Genomic DNA, 26,100 nt, shown 5'->3' with positions numbered 1-26,100 from the left:
TATAATCACCTAATATTGCTCATTTTTGAACACATATAAGGCGGATGATTTTTACTCTTTGATACGCTCTTTATAGGTACCTTTTTCGGTTTCTACTTTGATTTTGTCGCCTTCGTTGATAAAAAGCGGCACCTGTACTTCTGCACCTGACTCAACAATGGCAGCTTTAGTGGAGTTTGTCGCAGTATTTCCTTTGATACCTGGTTCGGTTTGTATGATTTCCAGAATTACGTGCGCTGGCATATCCACAGAAAGTGGCGCATTGTCCTCTGTATTGATACTTACCTGAACAACTTCCCCTTCTTTTAAAAGTCCGGGTTGATCTAAAGCACTTTCCAGCAAACGAATCTGAGTATAATCCTCAGTATTCATAAAATGATAGAAATCTGGATCTTTATAAAGAAACTGATATCCTTTCGTTTCTACACGCACGTCTTCTATTTTATGTCCTGCGGAAAAAGTATTGTCCAATACCTTTCCATTGGTCACGCTCTTTAGTTTGGTACGTACAAATGCGGGGCCTTTACCAGGCTTCACATGCAAAAATTCTATTATTTTATAGATATCATGGTTATAGTGAATACACATCCCATTTCTAATATCTGAAGTACTTGCCATGATTGTATTATTATAGTTAGGACCTGGTTTTATAAAACCCAGGAACCAAATTTAAAGTTAGTTTTCTTTATCACTTTACGGAAATTGACCTTTTACATCTAAAAATCGGTCTATTTCTATATCAAAATCAGTTACTGGCGGTAAAATAGCCTTTCATGATTCCGCGTTGCGAATTCTTGATAAACTGAAGTATTTCATCCCGTTCAGGGGTTGCTTCCATTTCGGCTTCAATAATATTCACCGCCTGGGAATTATTGTAATTCTTTTGATATAAAATCCTGTAAATATCCTGTATTTCCCTGATCTTATCTGTGGAGAAACCCCTTCTGCGCAATCCTATGGAGTTTATTCCCACATAGGAAAGTGGCTCACGCCCCGCTTTTACATAAGGCGGAACATCCTTACGCACCAGGGAACCACCGGTTACAAAAGCGTGACTTCCTATCGTGCAAAACTGTTGCACGGCAGCCATTCCTGCAAGCACCACATAATCGCCCACGAGTATATGACCGGCGAGCGTACTGTTGTTTGAAAAAATGCAGTGGTCTCCCACGATGCAATCATGCGCGATATGACTATAGGCCATGATCCAGCAATTTTTACCTATCTGTGTGCGCTGGCGGTCTTTTGTCCCCCTATTTATAGTCACACATTCCCGTATTGTCGTACCGTCGCCAATTATGGTAACGGTATCTTCATCATCAAATTTTTTGTCCTGGGGTACCGCGGAAATTACGGCACCGGGAAAAATGTTTACATTTTTTCCTATACGGGCACCTTCCATGATCGTAACATTAGAGCCTATCCAGCTCCCTTCACCTATGACCACATCATTGTTTATGGTTGTAAAGGGCTCTATCACGACATTTTTTGCGATTTTGGCTCCTGGATGTACGTAAGCTAGTGGTTGATTCATGCTACTGGTCTTTCTTTACTTTTACAATTTGTGCCATCAATTCCGCTTCGGAAGCAATTTTTCCATTCACATAAGCATAGCCCTGCATATGACAAATACCACGGCGTATGGGAGACAACAATGAAAGTTTAAAGATAAGCGTATCGCCGGGAAGAACCTGTTGTTTAAAACGTACTTTATCTATTTTCATGAAATAAGTCAGGTAATTTTCAGGATCTGGTACGGTACTCAAAACCAATATTCCGCCCGTCTGCGCCATCGCTTCAACCTGAAGTACTCCAGGCATAACTGGAGACCCAGGAAAATGACCAACGAAAAAAGGTTCGTTCATCGTTACATTTTTCAATCCCAGAACATGACTGTCTGAAAGTTCAAGAATTTTATCAACCAATAAAAAAGGTGGGCGGTGCGGTAACATCGCCATAATCTGATTCACATCTTTTACCGGAGGTTTTGAAAGATCAATGACCGGAGCGTTGTTCCTCTTCTCGGTTTTGATTATCTTTTTTAATTTTTGTGCAAATTGCGTATTAACAAGATGACCCGGTTTATTTGCTATGATCTTTCCTTTAATGGGCATTCCCACAAGCGCCAGATCCCCTATCACGTCAAGCAGTTTATGTCTTGCCGCTTCATTGGGATGGTTTAAGGTCAGATTATCCAAAATACCGTTCGGTTTCACCGAAATATTGTCTTTATTGAAAGCTTTACGCAGTTTTTGCATGGTTTCAGGAGAAAGTTCCTTATCTACGTAAACAATAGCGTTATTGAGATCACCACCTTTTATGAGTCCGTTTTCCAGTAACATTTCAATTTCATGCAAGAAACTGAAAGTTCTTGAATCTGCTATTTCGCTCTTAAATTCGGTGATATTTTTTATACTGGCATTTTGAGTACCTAAAACTTTAGTGCCAAAATCTACCATGGTAGTCACCTGATAGTCTTCCGAAGGCATTAAAATTATCTCGCTCCCGCTCTCTTCATCTATATAATTGATGATTTCGGTAACTACATATTCTTCTTTGCAAGCTTCCTGTTCAACGATTCCCGCTTTTTCAAGTGCCTCGACAAAATATTTTGAAGAGCCATCCATAATGGGAGGTTCTGACGCATTGAGCTCCAGGATTATATTATCAATACCCATACCCACACAAGCCGCAAGGACATGCTCGCTGGTCTGTATGTTGACACCCATCTTTTCCAGATTGGTACCGCGCTGCGTATTTACAACATAATCTGCATTTGCCTCAATGGTAGGCTGACCTTCAAGATCTACACGTTTAAAAACGAAGCCGGTATTTTCTGCTGCTGCTTTAAAAGTAAGCGTTACATTTTTACCCGTGTGAAGTCCTACTCCATGGAGTGATACTTCACCGGCAATGGTCTTTTGCTTCCCCTTAGCTTTACTTATCATGGGATTCTCCTTTTGAAAGATTGTTAAGTTCTCTGACTATTTTTGGCAGGTTTTTAAAATGTACATAGGATTTGTTCCAGTCGCCATAACCGAACGCAGGTGAACCTTGTAACACCTCGTCATCCTTAATATTGCGACCTATGCCAGACTGCGCCTGTATCTTTACACGGTCACCTATTTTTAAGTGCCCGGCCACACCTACCTGACCACCTATAACACAGTTTTTACCTATCTTAGTGGAGCCTGCAACACCGCTTTGCGCGGCGATCGCTGTATGCTCTCCAATTTCTACATTGTGCGCAATTTGTATTTGATTATCTAATTTCACCCCACGCCGTATAATGGTTGATCCTAATGTGGCCCGGTCTATGGTTGTACCTGCACCCACATCAACGTGGTCTTCTATTATGACATTACCGGTCTGTGGTACTTTAACGTATTCCCCATTTTCTTCTGGCCTGTAACCAAAACCATCTGCTCCCAGGATAGCACCACTATGTATAGAAACGTGGTTTCCAAGAATTGATTCAGAATAAATCTTAGCACCGGCAAAAATCACACAATCATCACCTATGGTGACATTATCCCCTATATAAACATTAGGATAAATCTTTACATTATCACCGATTTTTACATTCTCTCCCAAATAAGAAAAAGCACCTAGATAGATACCTTCCCCATAGATAGCGCTTTCTGAGATAAATGTGGGTTGTTCTATACCCTCTTTGCTCAGTTTTACCTTATTATAGTATTCAAGAAGTTTCGTGAATGCCTTGTAGGCATCATCAACACGTATAAGTGTTGTTGAAAATTCCTGTTCAGCCTTAAACTTTTTATCTACTATGGTTATGGTAGCTTCCGTGGTATATAGGTAGGAAGTATACTTGGGGTTTGCTAAAAAGGTTAGCGATCCCTGAGTGCCCTCTTCTATTTTTGAGAGTGTGGAAACTTCGGCTTCAGTGTCGCCTTCAACGTCACCTTCCAAAATCCCAGCAATTTGTGCAGCAGTAAATTTCATCTGCACAAAAATAGAAAAAAAGAGCTAGAGCAGGTTTATAATTTTATGAATTGGTTTTTATTACTTTGGATTCCACCCAAAACCTTTGATTGCAACAACTTAAAACAGATAATTTTATATAAAATCACCTTTTATGCTTATAAATCCCCTTGTTTTTTGGGAAAACAAATAAAGTTTTTGATAATCACCTTTGAGAGCGGCTTTAGGCTAAGCTGATCACTCGCCTCAATAACGTCTATTATTTTACTTTTTTTTGTAATAATGTTGATACCTTGTTTAGTAAATGTATAGGCCTGGTTAGTGATCGTACCGGTAAAGACAAAGTACTGTGCTTCCTTTTTAGTAATTTGATATTTAATTTGAACCTCTTCCAGCTTTGCCTTTATAAAATCTTCCTGAAAAGGCTTTTTCTTGATTTTTATGGCCAGTAAATGACGGTTGATGATCATTGCAGATAGTTTTCTGAGCACGAAGTCCTCGTGGTCGCACCAGTATTTCATCGCCATGACGATGTCATAGTCATCTAAATTTGAAAAGACTTCCATTGCATCATCACTAAAAGGCAGGAGCGAAATATCATCGCGCAAAAAATATTGAAGTGAAGAGCTCGCAGGCAATTCTTGCCCGGCAAGCGTAAGCTCCTTGGCCCGTTTTAAAACCCTTACCAGTAATTGCTCTGCCACCAAGCTGGTTTTATGAAGATATACCTGCCAATACATGAGACGACGCGCAACGAGAAATTTCTCAATGGTATAAATTCCTTTTTCTTCGACTACGAGTTGGTCATTTTTTACGTTCAGCATGGCCAGGATGCGATCTGTATTTATATTCCCCTCTGCCATGCCCGTATAAAAACTATCGCGTTTTAGGTAATCTGTACGATCCATATCCAATTGCCCGGAAATAAGCTGATGAAAAAAGCGGCGGGGGTAACTACCCGTGAACATGGCAATGGCGGTCGTTAAACTTCCGTTAAACTCCTCGTTGAGTTTACCCATAAACCGAAGCGATATCTCCTCATGGCTGGTGTTTTCAACAATGCTATTTTCCATCGCATGGGAGAATGGCCCATGACCTATATCATGCAATAAGATTGCTGCCTGTGCGGCCTCCATTTCCGCATCGCTTATAGCAACTCCCTTACCACGTAGGGTTTCGCACGCCTTGCCCATAATATAAAGACAACCCAGCGCATGTTGAAAACGGGTATGGTGGGCACCTGGATAAACCAAATACGACATTCCCATTTGGGAAATACGACGCAGCCGTTGAAAATAACGATGCTCAACAAGATTGAAAAGCAGTCCTTGCGGCAGGGTAATAAACCCATAAATAGGGTCGTTAATTATAGTAAATTTGTGGGAGTCTTTCAATGATCAGCAGTTAAGGCCCCTTAGAGCCATTTAGATGGTTTTTTCTGAATATAAAAACATAACAAAGATACATAACTATGACCGCGATAAAAATATTATGGGTTGATGATGAAATTGATCTCTTAAAACCACATGTATTATTTCTTGAACAAAAAAACTATGAGGTAACCACTTGTCAAAGTGGTAGCGAAGCCATTGAGCTTGTAGAGAAAGATAATTTTGATATTGTTCTCCTGGATGAGAATATGCCAGGTATTACCGGTCTTGAAACGCTGAGCGAGATCAAACAAAGGAGGGATACCCTACCGGTAATTATGATTACCAAAAGTGAGGAAGAATTGATTATGGAAGAAGCGATAGGTTCAAAAATCGCCGATTATCTTATAAAACCTGTCAATCCCAACCAGATTTTGCTCAGTTTAAAGAAAAACCTGGATACCAGCAGACTTGTTTCTGAAAAAGCCACGCTCAATTACCAACAGGAATTTAGAAAAATCGCCATGGATATGGCTATGGTCAGGACCTTTGATGAATGGGTTGACCTCTATCAAAAACTTGTTTACTGGGAGCTGGAACTTGAGAATATAGAAGACCAGGGAATGCATGAAATCCTGGAATCCCAAAAGGCTGAAGCAAACAACCAGTTCTTTAAATTCGTAGAGCGCCATTATCCACAATGGTTTAAGAATACTGAGAAACCCATCATGTCGCATACGCTATTTAAAGAACGTATTGCACCGCATTTAAAGGATAAAACCCCTACCCTACTCATAGTTATAGACAACTTGCGGTATGACCAGTGGAAAGCTTTTGAACCGATAATAGGTAATTACTATAAAAAAGAGAGCGAAGAAGCTTATTGCAGTATTTTGCCCACAGCTACACAATATGCACGTAATTCCATATTTTCGGGCTTAATGCCCAGCGATATGGAAGCCAGATATCCCAACTTATGGCTCAATGATACCGAAGAAGGCGGCAAAAACATGAACGAAGATAAATTCCTGGAAGCACAGCTCAAGAGATTAGGCCTGGAAATAAAGTGGGAATATCATAAGATTACCAATCTAAGAGCAGGTAAAAAGCTGGTTGAGAATTTCAATTCTTTAAAAAATAATGATCTGACCGTTTTAGTATACAACTTTGTAGATATGCTATCTCATTCTAAAACAGAGATGGAAGTTATTAAAGAACTGGCATCAAACGACAAATCCTACCGCTCACTAACTGAAAGTTGGTTTAAGAATTCCCCCCTTCTTGAAATGATTCAAAAAGCACAACAAATGGGCCTCAAATTATTGATCACTACAGATCACGGTACCATCAATGTAAAAAATCCATCTAAGGTCATTGGGGATAAAAATACAAGCTTGAATTTACGCTATAAGACGGGCCGAAGTCTTACATATGAAAATAAGGATGTTCTGGCAGCCACAGATCCTAAAGAGATACACTTGCCTACTATCAATATGAGCAGTTCATTTATTTTTGCTAAAGGCGATCTGTTTTTTGCTTACCCCAATAATTATAACCATTATGTGGGCTATTATAGAAATACATATCAGCATGGAGGCGTATCGCTGGAGGAAATGATTATTCCTTTCGTTGTAATGAACCCAAAATAGTTAAAAATGATTTTAAGCTTAAAAAAATAAATTGTTATAGCTAAATTACTAGCGGTCAGTGGTTCCAAGAACTATTGATCGCTTTTTAGTTCTAAATAATTGTGCTTTCATTTAATATATCAATTCATCTTTATGTTCTAATGCTATCATTTTTATATAGTGAAAAATTGGATTTTAAAAGATTGAACCATTTTAAAGAATAAGAATAGTGGAAATAACATACACATTAGCAGAGATTGATCAAGTAGCAAAAAATATCATAGCCTACTGCAAACATAAAACAATATTGTTTGAGGGAGAAATGGGAGCGGGCAAAACAACCCTTATTAAATCCATTGTGAAAAACCTAGGCTCACTGGATTCTGTAAGCAGTCCTACTTTTTCTATTGTAAATGAGTATAGGGATAAAAATGAACTACCTATTTATCATTTTGATTTTTATAGAATAGAGGACAGTTTTGAAGTAGGTCAACTTGGACTTGACGATTATTTTGGACAAAACTGTTGGACACTAATAGAATGGCCACAAAAAATTAACACTTTTCTCCCAAAACCATCACATACGGTAAAACTGAACTCGATTAACAACGTAAAAAGAATGTTAACGGTTTCCTAAACGAAGTTAAAATAAAAATATTTTAAATTTAACATTTATAAGTTTTTTCTTACATTCAAAATATTTGAATGAAGATTATATCATACAATCAGCGTTTATATTAAAAAAATAATGATTATCGTAAAAATATTGGTAATATTGTCCAAATAAAAACATCAATTAATTCACATTTTACAGACAGAAATTTGCAAAATTACGATAATCCAAAAGTTTGGTTTTAGGGGTTTTATGTAGTGATATTTGTACCAACAAAAACAAATAATAACTATATAAAATTCTTAATTATGAAAATCAAAGCTTTATTATTCGGATTATTGATTGCTGGTGCAACTGCAATGTCTTATGTAACAGTTCAAGATCAATCAAATGCAAACCAAGCAGCAAAAGAAATACTCAAAAGTCAAATTAAAGTCCCTACTCACGGGTAGTCTTATTGCCGCTTTTTTAGTAGCATCTCCGTATCTTTATTACTTATATGAGGGCTTTCCAAATGTCAAAATTTGGAAAGCCTCTTTTTTGGGTCTAGAGTTTACTTATGATAGTAAATATTACGAAAGTGTTTATGTTGTCGCTTGGACATTAGTAAGTAAAGTCTTCCCCTTAATTTTTATGATGATTTGGTTTTTTACATGCAAACATTGGTGGTATCATGCCATACTTATTCCCATACTAATGTTTGGTATTCAGATATATCTTACATTAAATGATGACTTAAAATGGATGGATAGTAATGAATTTTATATTTTAGCTCCTATTATTTTTATAATGCTAATTTTCTCATACGGAATAAGAATGCAGATTTTTGATAAAATTCATAACATTGATTATTCTGAACTTAAAAGAGTTACACTTAAAGGTGACATCAAAGAAGAAAACAAAAAGGATTATCCTTTTGAAGCTAGCTATTCTTCATTTTCCGCTCAGGAAGAAGAAGAGAACTATGAGGACGATGATGATAATGAGCCCCTATATATGGGTTAGTTGATGTTCATCTTAATTGCTTAAAGTAAATTTTACAATAGACTTTTTAAAACATCCTTTTATTTCTTTTAATACTCCCTTTGCTTTCATTTTGGCAAAAGCACATATATACTTTATTTTTGTTAGCTTAGCCATTACTAAATAGAATATACTCCTTAGTGTATTCCTATTTCAACAATGAAATCTTAAGCGTGCATGAGCAGCATTAATTTATCCAACAGTCCATTTACCCGCGAAGAGCTCCTCCCACAGGAGGAAAAACTGGAAATCCAAAAGAAAAAAGGAGCCCTTTTTATAGGTATTCCCAAAGAAAACCATTTTCAGGAAAAACGTGTTTGCCTTACTCCTGATGCCGTGAATGCCCTGACCTCAAATGGGCACCGCGTGCTTATGGAAAGCAAAGCCGGCATAGATGCGAAGTTTACTGATCATCATTATTCTGAAGCTGGTGCAGAAATTACTGCTGATACTGCAAAGGTATTTGGCTGCCCTATGATTTTAAAGGTTGAGCCACCGTCTCTTGATGAACTTGCCCTGATGAAACCGCAAACGGTTCTCATATCTGCGCTTCAGCTTAAAACACAATCAAAGGAATATTTTGAGGCATTGGCCACGAAGCGTATCACCGCACTCGCTTTTGAATTTATAAAGGATGATGATGGCACCTATCCTGCCGTACGGGCATTAAGTGAAATTGCGGGTACCGCGTCGGTTTTACTTGCGGCTGAGCTTATGTCTGCAAAAGGACAGGGAAATGGTCTTATGTTCGGTAATATTAGCGGTGTGCCCCCGGTAGAAGTTGTTATTCTGGGTGCTGGTACCGTAGGTGAATTTGCTACGCGTTCTGCCCTGGGACTTGGCGCCAATGTCAAAGTTTTTGATAACTCATTGACCAAGCTGCGCAATCTGCAAACCAATGTGGGCCGTACCATTTACACTTCAACAGTACAGCCTAAAAATCTTTTAAAAGCGCTAAGGCGCTGTGATGTTGCCATAGGAGCGGTACGTGGTAGGGACAGGGCTCCCATTGTCGTACCAGAACACATGGTTGAATATATGAAAAATGGTTCTGTTATTATAGATGTGAGTATTGATATGGGCGGTTGTTTTGAAACGAGCGACGTGACTTCCCACGACAATCCCACCTTTTTAAAACACGGTGTATTGCATTATTGTGTGCCGAATATTCCCTCTCGATATGCCCGTACCGCTTCCATATCTATCAGTAACATTTTTACCCCTTACTTACTTGATATCGCGGAACACGGTGGGCTGGAAAATAGTTTGAGAATGGACAAACGTTTAAAAAGCGGATTGTACTTTTACCGCGGAATCCTGACAAGCAGATCTGTTTCAGAATGGTTTGATATTCCCTTTAAAGACATCAATTTATTGTTCTTTTAGGGCAATTTTCTCTCCAAAACAGCAATATTTTAATCGGATATTTTCTATCGTGAATGTTGAAAATAGCCTAAGATCACTTTTTCCATGCACATTTTAAAACGGGTTAGTTATTACATAGGGGGATTTGCGGTAGGACTCGTACTGCTCGCATTTTTTCTAAAAGGAAGTGGAACAGAAATACCTTCCTGTGATTATATGCCAAACGCTCGCGTCCTGAAAACCATACGCAACAAAGGTTATAAAATCACTCCAGAATTACAGCAGCTTATGGCGCAGACAAGCATTGACACCCTGCAACTGAACCGTTTGTTCTTAGAAGGAAATGTAGATTTTGACAAAAGTCAGCAACATCTAAAACCCTGCGGGATGTATTTTATAACTTCTTCAAAAAATGAAACAAATCCCATTAATGCTTCGGTTTCTATTTGTGAAGAAGCAGATTATGTCACTGTGGAATCTATTGCTGTGAAACGTTGATCTAATTCAAACGTATTAATCCCTTCGTTTGCGTTCTTTCTGTAACAGGGTGAGTTCCCTGTTTGTTTGTCCCGCAACAGAAGTATTTTCCTCTGCCCTTCGCATTAAATAGGGCATTACATTTTTAACAGGGCCAAAGGGGAGATATTTCGCCACATTAAAACCTTCCGCGGCCATATTAAAGCTTATATGATCGCTCATACCATATAATTGACCAAACCATACACGGGGATCGTTATTAGGGATTTCTTTTTGACGCATTAGCTCCATTGCAAGATAATTGCTTTCCTCATTATGAGAGCCTACAAACATCCAGATGTCATCCAGATGTTCAAAATTATAGGCCATAACTGCGTTAAAATGTGCATCTGTCTCTGATTTATCTTTGCAAATTGGAGAATCATAGCCCATTTCTTCAGCACGCTTGCGTTCTTTTTCCATATATGCCCCGCGCACAATCTTTAAGCCCAACTTATAATTTTTCTTTTGAGCTTCCTGGTGCAAAACTTTTACATAATCCATACGATCCCAGCGATAGCATTGTATGGTATTTGAAACGACCGCACGCTCCTTGTTATACTTTTCCATCATTTCCTCAACGAGCATATCAGCTGCATCCTGCATCCAGCTCTCCTCTGCATCTATGAGCAGGTAAATATCCGCCTCATCTGCTTTTGCGCAAACACGGTCAAAACGGTTCCTGATCCGCTTCCATTCTTTCTCTTCGGAAACAGTCAATTCCTGACGGGCGCTCAATTTCTGAAAGATTTCAAAACGCCCGAACCCGGTAGGTTTAAATACCGAAAACGGCATTGATTTTTTATCTTCCGAAAATTCAATAACGTGGCAGACTTTATCTGCTGCCGCATCAAAAAGACGTTCTTCCTCTTCCCCTTCCACTGAAAAATCCAATACCGAATGTACATTTTTAGTGTGCATCTTCTCTACGGTAGTACTACAGTCTTCCACATTTACACCCCCACAGAAATGATCAAAAACCGTCGCGCGTATTAGTTTTTCGACAGGCAATTTAGCATTAAGGGCAAAACGGGTCACCGCTGTACCCACTTTTACCAGTGGTTGTACAGAAATCATTTTAAATAAAAAATATGCGCGATCAAGCTCACTATCAGATTTTAGCGCAAATGCAGTCTTAGTATCTTCAAAAATCTTATTGTCTAACATTATTTTTTTTTAAAATTGCGGCAAATATACTGCGAATTAAAAAGCTTATTTATAAAAGTATATTAATTTCCCAGAATCAAATACTTAAAGTTATGAGCATCATTGCTGCAAAGGACTATCCAATTGTTCTAAAAGAAAAAGGCTACACCCTACTTAATGAGCATCTATTGACCTCAAAATATAGTACCCTATTTATTCTTGTGGACTCAAATACCCATGAGCACTGTCTTGCTCATTTTTTGAGCAATCTTGAAACGGGTGTAACGATAGAAATTATTGAAATAGATGCAGGTGAAGATTTCAAAAACATAGAAACCTGTTCAGGTGTGTGGGCAGCACTTTCAGAACTTAACGGGGATCGCAAAAGTCTTATGATTAACGTAGGCGGAGGTGTGGTAACAGATCTGGGCGGTTTTGTAGCTTGTACTTTTAAGCGCGGAATAGATTATGTAAACGTCCCCACGAGTTTGCTTGCAATGGTTGACGCTTCTGTGGGAGGCAAAACCGGGGTCGACCTGGGAACCCTAAAAAACCAAATAGGCGTAATTAGCAATCCTAAAATGGTTCTTGTAGACCCCTGGTTTCTGGGCAGCCTTTCCCTTATGGAATTGCGATCTGGATATGCAGAAATGCTCAAACATGGTCTTATCGCAGACTACTCTTATTGGTTAGACTTGAATACCAACCGATATGATAATTTAGATAGCGTTTCGCAGCTCATAGAACGCTCTATTGAGATAAAAAACAGCATTGTCCTTGAAGATCCAAGAGAGCACAATGTTAGAAAAACGCTCAATTACGGTCATACGCTGGGACATGCCATAGAATCTTATTTTATGGAAAAAGGTTCAAATCACAGGCTTCTACATGGCGAGGCTATAGCCATAGGAATGATACTTGCATCTTTTATTTCCAAAGAAATTAGCGGCTTACCAAATGAGCAGCTCAATGAAATCACTAAAGGTATCCTTCAGTATTATGATAAGGTAACTTTTACCCAAGAAGATATCGAGGCGATTCTTGAACTTTTAATATACGATAAGAAGAACAGCCACGGTCAGATTTATTTTGTATTATTAAAGAAAATAGGCGAACCATTAACGGATCAGAAAGTGACAAATGACACTATTTACGGTGCATTTGATTTTTACAAAAGTTTTAGTAAATAAGTAATTTTTAGACTTGCAAAAACAATTTTTTTTTTTTCATTTAACCTCTCATAGAGAATCAATTTAATATTGGTCAAATTCGTGTTTTGAGCCCTTGTATTTTTCATTTGAAGGGTTTCTTTTTAAAATAAAATACGTTGAAAATATAAGAACCAGATTATATAAACAACCTACATTAAACATAAATCCTGGGGAATGACCGCCCACCGAAAAACAAAAACTTTTAATTATGACTATGCGTCGCACAATTGTTGATTTTAAAAAACTCACTCCAGAAATTCTGGCACTTTTAGTAGATAAATATCCTTATGGTTACGACGATGACCAGATTATTTCATTCAAGAATGCAAAAAATGAAACTATTGAGGCTGTTGAAGTTCGTACAGAAGACACTATATACCTGGTCAAAGTGAGCAAAAAGCTTGAAAACTCCATGGAAAAATTTGACGTGGATGATTACGAAGATGACGACATGCAGGATCCTATCGTAGAAATCCCGGAAAAAGAAGTTGAAGGGGAAGAAGCTATCGAAGAGGAAGAAGAGGATGATGAAGATTAATATGCTCCTTTTCTAAACATATAAACAAGAAAAACGCCAGTAAACACTGGCGTTTTTTTTTGTTCCCAAAAAGACACTATTGATTTCTAAACCTCTACAGCTGTTTCTATTTCTGCAAGGTAACGTTCTGCATCTAATGCTGCCATACAACCAGTACCTGCCGCTGTAATAGCCTGGCGATAATCTTTATCTTGTACATCACCACTTGCAAAAACACCTGGCTTGGACGTCTTGGTAGATTTAGGTTCTGTAATTAGATAACCGGTAGTATCCATTTCCAACTGGTTTTTGAAAATATCAGTATTTGGTTTATGGCCTATGGCAATAAAGAGTCCGGTAATATCTATTTCCTCTTTTTCCTTGGTTTCATTATTGATCATTCGCAATCCTTCAACCACCTGCTCACCTAAAACTTCATCAACTTCGGTATTGTAGCGTACGGTAATATTTTTGCGCGTATTTACTCGGTGTTGCATCGCTTTTGAAGCTTTCATCTCATCTTTGCGCACTAACATGGTCACGTGCTCACATATGTTTGCCAGATAGGTAGCTTCTTCTGCAGCAGTATCGCCCCCGCCCACAATGGCGACCTTTTGATTTTTATAGAAGAAACCATCGCATACCGCACAAGCAGATACTCCACCGCCACGCAATTTTTGCTCACTTGGAATACCTAAATATTTAGCCGAAGCTCCAGTACTTATTATAATCGTTTCTGCTTCAAGATGCTTTTCATTATCTATAACAACCTTGTGCATCCCGCCTACCTCATTGCTAAACGTGACCTGAGTAGCCATGCCTATGCGTACTTCTGTGCCAAAGCGTTCTGCCTGTTGCTGCAACTGCACCATCATGGTAGGTCCATCTATCCCCTCAGGATATCCTGGGAAATTATCCACCTCTGTAGTTGTGGTAAGCTGTCCTCCGGGCTCCATACCTGTATACATAACAGGCTTTAGATCAGCCCTTGCGGCATAAATAGCCGCAGTATATCCTGCAGGTCCTGAACCTATTATTAAACATTTTATGTGTTCTGTTTCCATAATATAGATTTATAAGTACAAAAGTACTTTATTATAATCAGATGATATATGATATGCCATGTTGATCCTCAATATCATCATTTGAATTACTAATTGTAAAAAAATGTAAAAATATCAGTTAGTAATCGTTTTCTAACTATATTCGATCAAAACCAACACCAATGAAATATTACGTTCTTAGTTTACTACTTATTATAAGTACTTATGCCTCCGCTCAAGAAGAGGATCGACAAAAGGAAAATGATATACCTATAACCACATCTACTACCTATGGATATGAACTTGTAGTTCCAGATCTTGAAATTCCCTGGGGAATGGATTTTATGCCAGATGGAAGTTTCCTGATTACGGAAAAGAGTGGTTCGCTTATTCATTTCAAAGATGGCAAGAAGACCGTCATCAAAGGCACGCCGGATGTGTATGCACGCGGACAGGGTGGTTTACTGGATGTCAGACTTTCCCCCAACTATAGTGATGATAAATCCATATATCTAACCCATTCTTCCACCGCAGGTGATGCCAAAGGTGGACACACCGCACTTATGAAAGCTACTCTAAATGGAGATGCGCTTACTGATCAGAAAGTACTTTATAAAGCGACTCCAAACACAACAAAGGGTCAGCACTGGGGCAGTCGAATTGTTTTTGACGCGGATGGTCACGTATTTTTTACGGTGGGTGAACGCGGTGAGCGTGATGTGAACCCTCAAGATATAACCCGTGATGGTGGTAAGGTGTATAGACTTAATCTGGATGGAAGTATCCCTAAGGACAATCCTTTTGTAGGTCAGCCGAATGCAAAAGAGGCTATTTGGTCCTATGGACATAGAAATCCGCAGGGAATGGATGTTAATCCAACAACTGGTGATATCTGGGTTCATGAGCACGGGCCGCGTGGAGGTGATGAAATCAACGTGATCAAGAAGGGAGCTAACTACGGTTGGCCATTAATTACTTATGGTATAAATTATAGTGGTACCGAAATTACTGATCAAAGGGAAAAAGAAGGGATGGAACAACCGCTATATTATTGGCTACCCTCTATAGCACCTAGTGGAATGGCATTTGTAACTGGCGATCAATATCCAGAACTTAAAGGTAATTTATTAGTAGGCTCCTTAAAGTTTCAATATCTAGAAGCAGATTACTTGAATGACGGCCAAGTCGTAAAGAGGGAAAAGCTATTGGAAGACATAGGTCGTATCCGTGACATTAATAGCGCTCCTGATGGAACTATTTATGTTAGCGTAGAAGGAAAAGGTATCGTAAAATTAATTATCAATAAAGAGCAATGATCTACTTCTTCATACTAATAAGTAATTTATTTAATTTTAATACCATAAATGAACCTTCTGTAATAGATTATAGCAACCTCTATATAGCAAAAAGCGAAATTAAGCCGTTACAGGTTCAAGACAGTTTACTTGTAAAAAGTATGGAGCGCGGTAGCACTATATACACAGATTTCTGTATGCAATGTCATATGGAAAATGGTTCTGGTGTAGCTGGCACTTTTCCACCACTTGCCAAAGCAGATTTTTTGAATACTAATACAGTGGCAAGTATCAGAGCAGTTAAATATGGTATTCAGGGCAAAATTGTCGTTAATGGTACTACTTATGACAGCGCCATGCCATCTCCTGGACTTTATGACTATGAAGTAGCCGATGTAATGAATTACGTTCTTAATTCCTGGGGAAATAAAGCAGAGGGAACCATTACCGAAGATCAGGTAAGTGAAGTTCAAGAAAAGCAGAATTGAAGTCTACCGATATATATTATTTCTATATTAAAAACATCCTTTTGAACATAGATAGTCAACATCTATCCTATTGATCTATTTAGTATGAGATGGTAAAGCTATATGCTAAATTGTCAGTGCTGCTAAATTTATTTACAAGATGTTTTTTACAAGTGTTTAATTAGCTATATTTGCCGTCCCAAATTTATGGGCAATGTTAAAACTACGGGTAGTAGCTTAGTCCGGTTAAAGTGCGCGTCTGGGGGGCGCGAGAGCGGAGGTTCGAATCCTCTCTACCCGACAATTACAGTGTTGTAACACATTGATTATTGACTAAAATTAAAAATCAAGTATTATTATAAGTTTAGACTTGGTAAACGTCTCTTTGCCATTAGATAGTTGAAAAACTACCTAATCCCCATTTAAAACTCAAGTAATTGTTCTTTAAAAGAATTTCTCTCTTTTGTTGAAAATTGCATTTATAAATTGAAGCTAGAAGTACTTAGATTGCGACCTTGATAAATCAATTGCACTAGAGGATTTTATCAAAAATGTTCAAATTATATCTTCTCTCTGCAAAATATATATTTCACTATATATCCCGATATGTAATTTTAAATCTTTAATACAGGGCAATTTTTTTTACTCAGAACAGAGTTCCTACACTTCCTTTTTCTAAGGTTTTCTCCTCAAAATTTAACTAGAGTTAAACTAAGAAGAACTGAGGTAAAAACAATTCTTCTCTAATCATATTCTCTTTCGCCCATCATCCACGATTTTTTATATTAGCAATTGTATTTATGCCATTTTTCAATTGCTTCATAATTAAAAAAGATATGTAGTCCTTATCATAAGGCAAGCCCTAAAATCTTGTTGGCTACATCTATCAATACAAGTTGTTTACTATTTTCCTTGTTTAACTCCTATGCTATTCAAGTTTTGTAAGCATCCCTTAAAACCGAGTTATCCAAGACTACCATAATTATCTTAATTTAAAAAAATATTGGATAGAGTAAATTTTTACTCGTCATATAGTAAATACAGCAATTCTATAAAATACACCTTATGGATATTAAAGAACAAATCAGAGAATCGCATATAGAATTTGCTGAAAGCCGAGGTCTGGAAGCTACTTACTGTCCATCAGAAGTTGCACGAAAAATAAATCCTGAAAACTGGAGGGATTTGATGGACACTGTTCGGGAAGTTGCAGACGAGCTGGTTGATGATGCTGTTCTGGTTGTAATGCAAAAAGGAAAGATTATTCAGGACAGTGCATCAAATGCATCTGGTCCTATTCGGTTACGTAAGAAATAACCAACCCCTAAAACAATATTATCAATGGAAACCATATTTGCCACAATAATTTACAAATAGAACGTCGTGTAATATCTAACTATTTGATCATAAGAAACTTATAAAAATAATTTATGGGCGGTGTATTGATTATATATTGATTTGTACCCTATCTGTGCTTTGAACCATATCGTCCCAACCCCAGCCGTCATTCTGCAAATAGGCTAAAAGCAATAATCGGCGTCCTTTAAGGTTATCGTTCCATTCCGTCCCTTTTATAGATGATTCTTCTGAAATATGTTCTAAATACGAGATATCAGGATATTCTGGTTCGTCATCGCCAGGTTTGATAAAAGCGCTTGCAAGGGTTGACAGGTAATAGGTCATAGATTCATACGTCCTTTCAAGAATAACCCTGTTGGCTATGTTTTCTTCTGGAATCTTATACATTAGGATCGACATGGCCTCATCTAAGGATACCAGCTTAACAGGTAGGGATTCAAAAAGATTTACCGCATGAAAATAATGGATTACGGGATAGGCTAAATGGTACTGTGCAAGTTTCAGAATAGATGGCTCAAGATCTGCCAAAACTTCCAGAAGTTCTCTGTAGTTGTCATCCTTGTACCTCGTAAGTATTTCCTGTGGATTCTTACCCAGCGCGTGTATCCTTAGGCTAACCTCCCTCTTGAGCGTTATCGCCTCTACCACCGGTATCAAAAAAGATATACTTAAGCTTATAAAAATCACCCCCGTATAAGAAATAAGACCGGTATAAAACAACCACCAATCCGAAACGGGAGTGTAATTACCGCTTCCCATTGAAGAGAGCACGTAGGCAACAAAATACATATTCTCTGCAAAATCATTAACATAAGCACTTTTATCAGGAGACCATAAAGACTGGCTATCCGAATAAACGATAAGGGTATTACCCAACCACATAAGAATCACCCATATAAATATTATTATCAATAATAAAAATGGACCTACAGAACGTAATGGCCTATTTCTACCATTTTTTCCAGATAATACAAGGGAAAATCTCCAGATTCCCCTCGAAACCCTATCTGCGATTAAACCCACTCCCCTGGGGGCAAGTATGGTCGTGGTAATATCGTAAAGGGTAACAAAAACAACGGTTACACCTATAATGAACAAAGCAATTTCCATTGTTGCAAGATAAGAATTACAACCAATTTTAATGATTGAAAGTAATACAACAAACAAAATTCAAACAATACTATTTACTCATAGTAAAAGAGGTTATAATTTTTAATGATATAAAAGACGCAAGGATATAATGATACTTATGTAAATTTAGATTGACACGCTTTTGAGATAAGAATATTATAAACCATATCCCACAAGTACAATTTAACTTCAAAAATTTCGCAATACTGTTCGGTAAAAAAAGTAAGTTCTTAACTTTACTACCCGTTAGAGATCTCAACAATGCAGATTTTCAAATATTCAACCCAACTAAAAAATTATGGCAGCATTTCAATTGAATGGAAAAACAGCATTGATTACCGGCGGGGCAAGCGGTATAGGTAAAGCAATAAGTACTGTTTTTGCACAGCATGGAGCAAAAGTTTACATATTAGATTATAACAAGGAGGAAGGCGCACATGTCGCCAGGGAGCTTACTGATAAGGGATTTAAAGCTTCTTTTGAATTTTGTGACGTAGCAGATGAAAAGCAAATCGCAGAACTTATAGATCGCATAGCTAACAAAAATAAAATAGATATCCTTATAAACAATGCGGGTGTGGCCCACATTGGAAATATAGAAAAAACCACAGCAGCAGATCTTGACCACATTTATTCCATAAATATAAAAGGGGTCTTTAATTGTGCAAAAGCTGTTATCAACAACATGAAAGGCAACGGCGGGGTGATTCTCAATATGGCTTCAATTGCATCATCAGTAGGGATTTCTGATCGTTTTGCGTATTCCATGTCAAAAGGGGCGGTGCTTACCATGACCTATTCCATCGCAAAAGATTATGTAGCTGAGGGCATACGCTGTAATTGCATCTCGCCCGCACGCGTACATACTCCTTTTGTGGACAATTTTATCGCTCAGAATTATCCTGACAATCAGGATGAAATGTTTAAAAAACTATCTAAAACCCAACCCTTGGGAAGAATGGGCAAACCAGAAGAAATCGCCCATTTAGCGCTATACCTTGCCTCTGACGAGGCTTCCTTTATCACCGGAACCGATTTTCCCATTGATGGCGGATTTATTAAATTGAACGGATAACTAACTATAAGCTCCAACTATGAAATTAATACGTTTCGGCGAAGCCGGAAAAGAAAAACCAGGGATTCAACTAAATAATGAGAAACGCATTGATGTATCCGATTTTGGTGAAGATTATACGGAACAATTTTTTGAGAACGATGGTCTATCACGTCTTAAAACCTGGCTTGAGAAAGAGCAGGCCCATTGTACTGAAATCTCTCCAGAAACCCGTTTGGGACCTCCCACGTTACGACCTTCAAAACTTGTTTGTATAGGTCTCAATTACGCCAAACATGCCGAGGAAACAGGCGCCGACTTGCCTAAGGAACCCATTTTATTTTTTAAAGCAACCTCAGCCATTGTGGGTCCTAATGATGATATTATTATTCCAAAAAACAGTACAAAAACAGATTGGGAGGTTGAACTGGGTGTGGTAATTGGCAAAAAAACGTCGTATGTTGAAGAGGAAGATGCGATGGATTATGTTGCCGGTTATGTTTTGCACAATGACTACAGCGAGCGGGCTTTTCAGCTGGAACGCTCTGGGCAATGGGTCAAGGGAAAAAGTTGTGATACTTTTGCGCCGTTAGGACCCTTTATGGCCACAAAAGAGGAAATCAAAGATCCACACAACCTCAACCTTTGGCTCAAGGTCAACGGAGAAACCTTGCAAAATAGCAACACGTCTGACTTTGTTTTTAATATACCACAAGTGGTAAGTTATATCAGTCAGTTTATGACTTTGCTGCCCGGTGATATTATTTCTACGGGAACACCCTTCGGGGTAGGTTTGGGCTTTAAACCTCCTCGCTATTTAAAACCTGGCGATGTTGTCGAATTGGGAATAGATGGCCTGGGAACTTCTAAACAAACGGCAAAAGCGTATTCTGAAGGTGAAAAAACAGCTTAAAACATCAAAAAACCGGGAAAATCCCCGGTTTTTTTGTTGGATATAGTTGATAAAAATTGGTTAAAATCGCTTGTTTTTTGACCTATTTTTGTTGGTTTTAGATCATTTTTGGCCTATTTTTTTCAACATTTTTACTGAAAATCCGTCATTTATTCAGAATAATTTCGAAATACTATAATGAAGCTTTAATCCTAACATAACAGACCAAATACTTCATTTATAACATCTTAAAAATCGAATACATAAAGACAAAAACATGAGTTAAGAACGGTTTTTGCGTTAGGGATTGAAGTGGAAGTCCTTTTGGTGAGGCACGAGCAAAAAGATTGCAACACAAAGCCCGACCCGCAGGGAAACGCCCAAAAAATGCACAATCATCAACAGTTTTTGCGTTAGGGATTGAAGTGAAAATCCTTTTTGTGAGGCACGAGCAAAAAGAATGCAACACAAATCCCGACCCGCAGGGAAACGCCCAAAAAATGCACAATCAGCAACGGTTTTTGCGTTAGGGATTGAAGTGGAAATCCTTTTGGTGAGGCACGAGCAAAAAGATTGCAACACAAAGTCCGGCCCGTAGGGAAACGCCCAAAAAATGCACAATCAGCAACGGTTTTTGCGTTAGGGATTGAAGTGAAAATCCTTTTGGTGAGGCACGAGTAAAAAGATTGCAACACAAAGCCCGACCCGCAGGGAAACGCCCAAAAAATGCACAATCAGCAACGGTTTTTGCGTTAGGGATTGAAGTGGAAATCCTTTTTGTGAGGAACGATCAAAAAGATTGTAACACAAAGACCGACCCACAGGGAAACGCCCAAAAAATGCACAATCATCAACGGTTTTTGCGTTAGGGATTGAAGTGAAAATCCTTTTTATGAGGTACGAGCAAAAAGATTGCAACACAAAGCCCGGCCCGCAGGGAAACGCCCAAAAAATGCACAATCAAAAACTGGTTTAAGAAATCAGATAATTTATTTTATTGAAAAGCATATACGCGCTCCATTTCTACCCATTTTTCGCCGTTTTTAGCCTCTGGAAGCTGTTTTTGAAATTTCCACATCAGTTTTTCCCATTCCTGCACTTTGGGGTTTTCTTCATCCATTTGCTTTTTTCTGTCGGGATCAAAAGTATCATCAACATCCATGATCATAAAAAGTCGGTTTCCCAATAGGTAAATCTCCATATTGAGTATGCCGGCATCTTTTATACTCTGTGTAATTGCAGGCCAGGTATTTTCAGCCGCGTGATATTCTTTATATTCTTCAATAAGCTTTGGATCGCTCTTTAGATCACATGCAAAACACATTCTTTTACTTTTCATAATTAATTTTTGTCGTAAACAGCAAATACATTCCTACCATAAAGGGCAACCATCAGGAAACAAAAAAGAGGTAAAATAAAGGAAAAATTGACTTCTGGTACGCCTAATAGCTGCACATCTGTATAACCATTGCCCCCCAGATCTAAAATCAATCCCTGCAATGTGGGCATAAGGGCACCGCCTACAATTGCCATAACAAGGAATGCTGCGCCAAATTTTGCATCTTCCCCCCTACCTTCCAAAGCGATACCGTAGATCGTGGGAAACATGATAGACATGAAAAAGGAAATACCTACAAGGGCATACAATCCTACCATTCCTGGGATAAATATAGTAATCAACGTGCAACTCATGGCTCCTACTGAAAAATAGAGCAATAATTTACCTGCATGTACATATTTGAGTAAAAATGTACCTACCCAGCGTCCAATAATAAACATTATCAGGGCAGAAATCCCGTAGTTTACTGCGGTTTCATTATCGATCCCAAAGGATTCTGCATACTGGTAAAGATACGTCCAGCACATGATTTGTGCTCCTACATAAAACGCCTGTGCGAGTACCCCACCCACAAACTTTGGCGTGCTAAAAAGTCGTTTTATTGACTTCCCGATCTTTACTTTTGATTCCTGATCTTTGTTCTGTGGCATATTCATAAAGCCAATGATGACGAGAAAAGCGATCACCACAAGGCCAAGAATAACATAAGGATCCCGTATAATGGCCAGGTCTGACGTTCGGACGGCGGCTTTTGCACCCTCTGATAACGTTTCATAGACCGAATTGCCCGTAGCATCAAGATCATCAGATTGCAAGCCGCCCAGTATAAACTTCTGAGCTACAATCAACCCCCCTAAAGCGCCTAATGGATTAAAAGCCTGAGCGAGGTTGAGCCGTTGCGTGGCCGTTTTTTCGGGCCCCATGGAAAGTATATACGGGTTTGCCGTGGTTTCTAAAAAAGCGAGTCCAAAGGTCAATATATACAGCGCTGCAAGGAAAAAACCAAACTCTTCATAAGCAGCCGCCGGATAAAACAAAAGCGCTCCCACGGCATATAAAATCAAACCAAGGAGTATTCCCTTTTTATAGGAATATCTATTCACGAAAATTGCCGCTGGGAGCGCCATCGTAAAATACCCACCGTAAAAAGCCAGTTGTACTAAAGAAGCCTGAAAGTTATCAAGTTCCAGTACTTTTTTAAAAGCCGAAACCATGGGGTTTGTGATATCGTTTGCGAAACCCCATAAGGCAAACAACGAAGTGATAAGCACAAAGGGAAGCAGTACCTTTTTAGATACAAGAGGTGATTTTGGTTCGGTCATGGTTGGTTTTTTTATTATTCCTTAGAAAGTAGTGCGCGGTCCAGATGTACGTAACCACCGTCCACAAAAATAAATTGTCCTGTAGTGTGCGAGGATTTATCTGACAAAACAAATAAACAGGTATCTGCAATTTCCTCAGGGGTTGTCATTCGGTTTCCAAGTGGTATCTTATCCTTAATGGACTGTAATTTCTGTTTGCCATTATTAAGTCCTTCGATCCAGTTTTCATAGGCCGGCGTGTAACTTTCCGCAATGATCAACGCATTGGACCGTATACCGAAACCAATAAGTTCTACCGCCCACTCCCTGGTAAGCCCTAGCACTCCGCCTTTTGCTGCCGCGTAGCCAGAAGTTCCTCCCTGTCCGGTTAGTGCCACTTTAGAGCCAATATTGAGAATGCTACCCTTGCTTTTCTTCAATAGGGGAAGCGCATACTTTACGGTAGCAAAATAGCTGATCAGGTTTAATTTTAGGGAATCTATAAATTCATCTACCGAGGCATCCAGGTTTACGCCGTCATTTACCCCCACATTATTGACAACAGCATCAATACGCCCGTAATGGTCTTCAATTTTAGAAACTGCGCTCTTAATTTGTTCGGTTCTGGTAACATCGGTTTTGATGAACATTCCGTCGATCCCCATTTCCCTGAGCTCTTTTTCATGGTCTACTCCCCTATCATTGCGCCCCACAATCACGGGAATCGCACCTTCTTTGGCCAGCGCAAATACTATGGTTTGACCTATGCTACCCGCAATGCCATCACCGCCGGTCACCAGAATTACTTTATCCTTTAACTTTAAATCCATTATTGTTTTAAATTGTAAAATTCAATTGCATTTTTAAACCAAAATTGTTCCTGTTCCTGCGCTGATAAACTGTTGGCAAAGCGCTTTGCCACCTCCAGGACTTCCCCATACTGACCCGCCACAAGACATACCGGCCAGTCTGAACCATACAGGATACGCTCTGGACCAAAGGCTTCCAGTACGATATTCATATAAGGATCCAGATCTTTGTAGGTCCATTTTTTATAATCTGCTTCCGTGATCATTCCAGATAGTTTGCACCACACATTTTCACACGCGCCAATGGCTTTTATCTGATTCGCCCAGCCTTCTATGAATCCATCTTTTATGTACGGCTTGGCCAGATGGTCTATTACAAATTTTTGCTTCGGAAATTTTTTTACGAATTCAAGAACAGCGCCCAACTGGTGTGGAAAAACCAGAATGTCATAGGTAAAGTTATAATTGGATAATTGGCTAATTCCAGCTAAAAACGGCTTCCTGAGCAGGAAATCAGGATCTTTTTCGGCCTGTACGATATGTCTAAAACCTTTTATTTTTTTCTGTGAATCATAATACTTCAGCCGCTCTTCAAGACTATCGGATTGCAAATCTACCCAACCCACGATTCCTTTTATGAAATCGTTATTTTCGGCAAGATTTAATAAAAATTCGTTTTCCGCCTCGTTTTGATCTGCCTGAACGGCAATACAGCCTTCAATTTGATACTCATCAAATTCTTTTTTAAGCATTTCAGGCATAAAATCCTGCCGAATCACGTTCATCGTATCATCGATCCACGCATGTTTTACCGGCTCATAGTTCCAGAAATGCTGATGGCTGTCTAGAATCATAGTTTAGCTAAATCTAATTTTCTGTTTACTCAATTACAAATCAAAATCTACCATCGCCTTGATCACATTGTTTTCTGGCTTTAACCAGTCTGGGAATTGAGCTGCCATACTTTCAAACGCAACCGTATGGGTCACGAAAGAATCCGTTGGAAATAATTTGATATGTTCTATCACATGTTTAAAATCCTCAAGGGTCGCATTGCGACTGCACATCAGTGTCGTTTCCTTCGCGTGTATTTTAGGATGTGTGAATGTAAGGTCTCCTTTTGACAATCCCACTAAAACATAGCGGCCGCCATGCGCCATGTAATCAACACCATTTTCAAGGGCTTTTTTGTTCCCCGTGGCATCAAAAACGGCAGTAGCCATATCTCCAGAAGTAATTTCAGAGATTTGTTCTATGGGATTTTGTAAAACATTTATGGTGTAGCCTGCCCCAATTTCATTTTTTGCATATTTTAAGCGGTTGTCGTCAACATCAAGTGCAATAACTTTTGCCCCAGCGATTTGCGCCAGTTTAATAATGCCAATACCTATGGGACCACAGCCTACCACAACCACAAACTCATCAGGTTTCAAAGCTGCCCGGCGCAAGGCATGCGCGCCAATGGCCAGCGGTTCTATTATTGCTATTTCTTCAAAAGTCAGCTCAGGTGTGGGTAATAGTACTGCTTCCGGTAGCACAACTTCTTCCTGCATACCACCATCTATATGTACACCAAATACTTTGATCTGCTGACAACAATTTGTTTTTCCCGTTCGGCAGGCAATACACTTTCCGCAACTTAAATAAGGCATAACAACAACCTTATCACCTTTTTTAAAACGACTGGTGTCGTCTGCGTCTAAAACTACAGCGGCCAACTCATGACCCAGAATTCGTGGATAGGAAAAAAACGGTTGGTTGCCTCCATAAGCATGAAGATCTGTTCCGCAAATCCCTACTTTTTTGATTTGTAACAAGACATGACCTCGTTCTCGAGTTGGATTTTCTTTTTCTTTATAGCTGAATTTGCCAGGTTCTTCGCAAACGATATATTTTATGGACATGCTTTAAATAAATTTAAGCCTTTAGACTAGGGACTTCTCTAATAAGTTTGTTCTTTACACTTTCAAATCTAATCATATATCTTTAATAATACCCAGATATAGATTTGATTTAGAAAATATCTCCAGGCAATGTTTTATGATTCTTCAAGAAAGCTTGCTCAATGATTCTTAA

26 protein-coding genes and 1 tRNA gene are annotated in these 26,100 nt (G+C 38.7%); 14 read left to right on the top strand and 13 right to left on the bottom strand.

Annotated elements, in window-relative coordinates; genetic code table 11:
• Positions 1-51: 51 nt before the first annotated feature.
• The 5 genes from efp to P162_RS15400 form a co-directional block, all read right to left on the bottom strand.
• Positions 52-618 (bottom strand): elongation factor P, encoded by a 567-nt coding sequence (efp, locus tag P162_RS15420; RefSeq protein WP_031428632.1) that lies wholly within the window; start codon positions 616-618, stop codon positions 52-54.
• Positions 619-745: 127 nt separating this feature from the next.
• Positions 746-1,534 carry an acyl-ACP--UDP-N-acetylglucosamine O-acyltransferase gene (lpxA, locus tag P162_RS15415; protein WP_031428630.1) on the bottom strand — a complete coding sequence of 263 codons (789 nt, stop codon included), beginning with the start codon at positions 1,532-1,534 and terminating at the stop codon, positions 746-748.
• A 1-nt stretch (position 1,535) separates the two neighbouring features.
• On the bottom strand, positions 1,536-2,948 hold the full coding sequence (locus tag P162_RS15410) for a bifunctional UDP-3-O-[3-hydroxymyristoyl] N-acetylglucosamine deacetylase/3-hydroxyacyl-ACP dehydratase (protein ID WP_031428628.1): 1,413 nt from the start codon (positions 2,946-2,948) through the stop codon (positions 1,536-1,538).
• Positions 2,938-3,966: a UDP-3-O-(3-hydroxymyristoyl)glucosamine N-acyltransferase gene (lpxD, locus tag P162_RS15405; RefSeq protein ID WP_031428626.1), complete on the bottom strand. Its 1,029-nt coding sequence runs from the start codon at positions 3,964-3,966 to the stop codon at positions 2,938-2,940. The genes P162_RS15410 and lpxD overlap by 11 nt, the downstream gene beginning before the upstream one ends.
• Before the next feature lie 137 nt (positions 3,967-4,103).
• Positions 4,104-5,339, bottom strand: a complete 1,236-nt coding sequence (locus P162_RS15400) for an HD domain-containing protein (RefSeq protein WP_031428624.1) — start codon at positions 5,337-5,339, stop codon at positions 4,104-4,106.
• A 77-nt stretch (positions 5,340-5,416) separates the two neighbouring features.
• Between P162_RS15400 and P162_RS15395 the strand changes: the two genes are divergently transcribed.
• The 6 genes from P162_RS15395 (at position 5,417) to P162_RS15375 (ending at position 10,442) form a co-directional block, all read left to right on the top strand.
• Positions 5,417-6,964: a response regulator gene (locus tag P162_RS15395; protein WP_031428623.1), complete on the top strand. Its 1,548-nt coding sequence runs from the start codon at positions 5,417-5,419 to the stop codon at positions 6,962-6,964.
• 208 nt (positions 6,965-7,172) lie between these two features.
• Positions 7,173-7,580, top strand: a complete 408-nt coding sequence (gene tsaE, locus P162_RS15390; RefSeq protein ID WP_031428621.1) for a tRNA (adenosine(37)-N6)-threonylcarbamoyltransferase complex ATPase subunit type 1 TsaE — start codon at positions 7,173-7,175, stop codon at positions 7,578-7,580.
• 284 nt (positions 7,581-7,864) lie between these two features.
• Complete coding sequence (locus P162_RS17765; RefSeq protein ID WP_164076273.1) at positions 7,865-8,008, top strand: hypothetical protein; 144 nt, start codon at positions 7,865-7,867, stop codon at positions 8,006-8,008.
• Positions 7,947-8,561: a hypothetical protein gene (locus P162_RS17760; protein WP_051907952.1), complete on the top strand. Its 615-nt coding sequence runs from the start codon at positions 7,947-7,949 to the stop codon at positions 8,559-8,561. Before P162_RS17765 ends, P162_RS17760 begins: the two co-directional genes overlap by 62 nt.
• Before the next feature lie 195 nt (positions 8,562-8,756).
• The gene (locus P162_RS15380; protein ID WP_031428617.1) at positions 8,757-9,965 is read left to right on the top strand and encodes an alanine dehydrogenase; all 1,209 of its coding nucleotides are present in this window, start codon (positions 8,757-8,759) and stop codon (positions 9,963-9,965) included.
• An 84-nt stretch (positions 9,966-10,049) separates the two neighbouring features.
• Entirely contained in the window at positions 10,050-10,442 is a 393-nt protein-coding gene (locus P162_RS15375) for a hypothetical protein (protein WP_031428616.1), read from the top strand.
• Positions 10,443-10,457: 15 nt separating this feature from the next.
• Here P162_RS15375 and P162_RS15370 read toward each other — a convergent pair whose 3' ends face one another.
• The gene (locus P162_RS15370; RefSeq protein WP_031428615.1) at positions 10,458-11,627 is read right to left on the bottom strand and encodes a proline dehydrogenase family protein; all 1,170 of its coding nucleotides are present in this window, start codon (positions 11,625-11,627) and stop codon (positions 10,458-10,460) included.
• A gap of 92 nt (positions 11,628-11,719) precedes the next feature.
• On the opposite strand from P162_RS15370, the gene aroB reads away from it, so the two are divergent.
• Both aroB and P162_RS15360 read left to right on the top strand, forming a co-directional pair.
• A complete protein-coding gene (gene aroB, locus P162_RS15365) occupies positions 11,720-12,796 on the top strand; it encodes a 3-dehydroquinate synthase (protein ID WP_031428613.1) in 1,077 nt (358 codons plus the stop codon).
• Positions 12,797-13,031: 235 nt separating this feature from the next.
• Positions 13,032-13,355, top strand: coding sequence for a hypothetical protein (locus tag P162_RS15360; RefSeq protein WP_031428611.1), 324 nt, complete (start codon positions 13,032-13,034; stop codon positions 13,353-13,355).
• An 86-nt stretch (positions 13,356-13,441) separates the two neighbouring features.
• Here P162_RS15360 and trxB read toward each other — a convergent pair whose 3' ends face one another.
• On the bottom strand, positions 13,442-14,398 hold the full coding sequence (trxB, locus tag P162_RS15355) for a thioredoxin-disulfide reductase (RefSeq protein WP_031428610.1): 957 nt from the start codon (positions 14,396-14,398) through the stop codon (positions 13,442-13,444).
• Between the two features lie 161 nt (positions 14,399-14,559).
• Between trxB and P162_RS15350 the strand changes: the two genes are divergently transcribed.
• The 4 genes from P162_RS15350 (at position 14,560) to P162_RS15335 (ending at position 17,456) form a co-directional block, all read left to right on the top strand.
• Positions 14,560-15,693, top strand: a complete 1,134-nt coding sequence (locus tag P162_RS15350) for a PQQ-dependent sugar dehydrogenase (RefSeq protein WP_031428608.1) — start codon at positions 14,560-14,562, stop codon at positions 15,691-15,693.
• Positions 15,690-16,160 carry a c-type cytochrome gene (locus P162_RS15345; RefSeq protein WP_081868444.1) on the top strand — a complete coding sequence of 157 codons (471 nt, stop codon included), beginning with the start codon at positions 15,690-15,692 and terminating at the stop codon, positions 16,158-16,160. Before P162_RS15350 ends, P162_RS15345 begins: the two co-directional genes overlap by 4 nt.
• 205 nt (positions 16,161-16,365) lie before the next feature.
• A tRNA-Pro gene (locus P162_RS15340) sits at positions 16,366-16,440 on the top strand.
• Between the two features lie 764 nt (positions 16,441-17,204).
• A complete protein-coding gene (locus P162_RS15335) occupies positions 17,205-17,456 on the top strand; it encodes a DUF3253 domain-containing protein (RefSeq protein WP_031428605.1) in 252 nt (83 codons plus the stop codon).
• Between the two features lie 129 nt (positions 17,457-17,585).
• Here P162_RS15335 and P162_RS15330 read toward each other — a convergent pair whose 3' ends face one another.
• Positions 17,586-18,608: a hypothetical protein gene (locus tag P162_RS15330; protein WP_031428603.1), complete on the bottom strand. Its 1,023-nt coding sequence runs from the start codon at positions 18,606-18,608 to the stop codon at positions 17,586-17,588.
• Positions 18,609-18,927: 319 nt separating this feature from the next.
• Between P162_RS15330 and P162_RS15325 the strand changes: the two genes are divergently transcribed.
• Positions 18,928-19,704: an SDR family NAD(P)-dependent oxidoreductase gene (locus P162_RS15325; protein ID WP_031428602.1), complete on the top strand. Its 777-nt coding sequence runs from the start codon at positions 18,928-18,930 to the stop codon at positions 19,702-19,704.
• A gap of 19 nt (positions 19,705-19,723) precedes the next feature.
• Complete coding sequence (locus P162_RS15320) at positions 19,724-20,596, top strand: fumarylacetoacetate hydrolase family protein (RefSeq protein ID WP_031428600.1); 873 nt, start codon at positions 19,724-19,726, stop codon at positions 20,594-20,596.
• A 973-nt stretch (positions 20,597-21,569) separates the two neighbouring features.
• Here P162_RS15320 and P162_RS15305 read toward each other — a convergent pair.
• Genes P162_RS15305 through P162_RS15285 form a run of 5 tightly spaced genes read right to left on the bottom strand, consistent with a single transcriptional unit; the run spans position 21,570 to position 25,922 of the window.
• Complete coding sequence (locus P162_RS15305) at positions 21,570-21,914, bottom strand: L-rhamnose mutarotase (RefSeq protein ID WP_031428595.1); 345 nt, start codon at positions 21,912-21,914, stop codon at positions 21,570-21,572.
• Between the two features lie 2 nt (positions 21,915-21,916).
• Positions 21,917-23,236 (bottom strand): L-fucose:H+ symporter permease, encoded by a 1,320-nt coding sequence (gene fucP / locus P162_RS15300; protein WP_031428593.1) that lies wholly within the window; start codon positions 23,234-23,236, stop codon positions 21,917-21,919.
• Between the two features lie 14 nt (positions 23,237-23,250).
• Complete coding sequence (locus P162_RS15295) at positions 23,251-24,045, bottom strand: SDR family oxidoreductase (protein ID WP_031428591.1); 795 nt, start codon at positions 24,043-24,045, stop codon at positions 23,251-23,253.
• Positions 24,045-24,878 carry an amidohydrolase family protein gene (locus P162_RS15290; protein ID WP_031428590.1) on the bottom strand — a complete coding sequence of 278 codons (834 nt, stop codon included), beginning with the start codon at positions 24,876-24,878 and terminating at the stop codon, positions 24,045-24,047. Before P162_RS15290 ends, P162_RS15295 begins: the two co-directional genes overlap by 1 nt.
• A 33-nt stretch (positions 24,879-24,911) precedes the next feature.
• On the bottom strand, positions 24,912-25,922 hold the full coding sequence (locus P162_RS15285) for a zinc-binding alcohol dehydrogenase family protein (protein WP_031428588.1): 1,011 nt from the start codon (positions 25,920-25,922) through the stop codon (positions 24,912-24,914).
• Between the last annotated feature and the right edge of the window lie 178 nt (positions 25,923-26,100).

It is taken from the genome of Flavimarina sp. Hel_I_48 (assembly GCF_000733945.1).
Classification (GTDB): domain Bacteria; phylum Bacteroidota; class Bacteroidia; order Flavobacteriales; family Flavobacteriaceae; genus Leeuwenhoekiella.
This window is presented reverse-complemented; position numbering and strand designations above follow the sequence as displayed.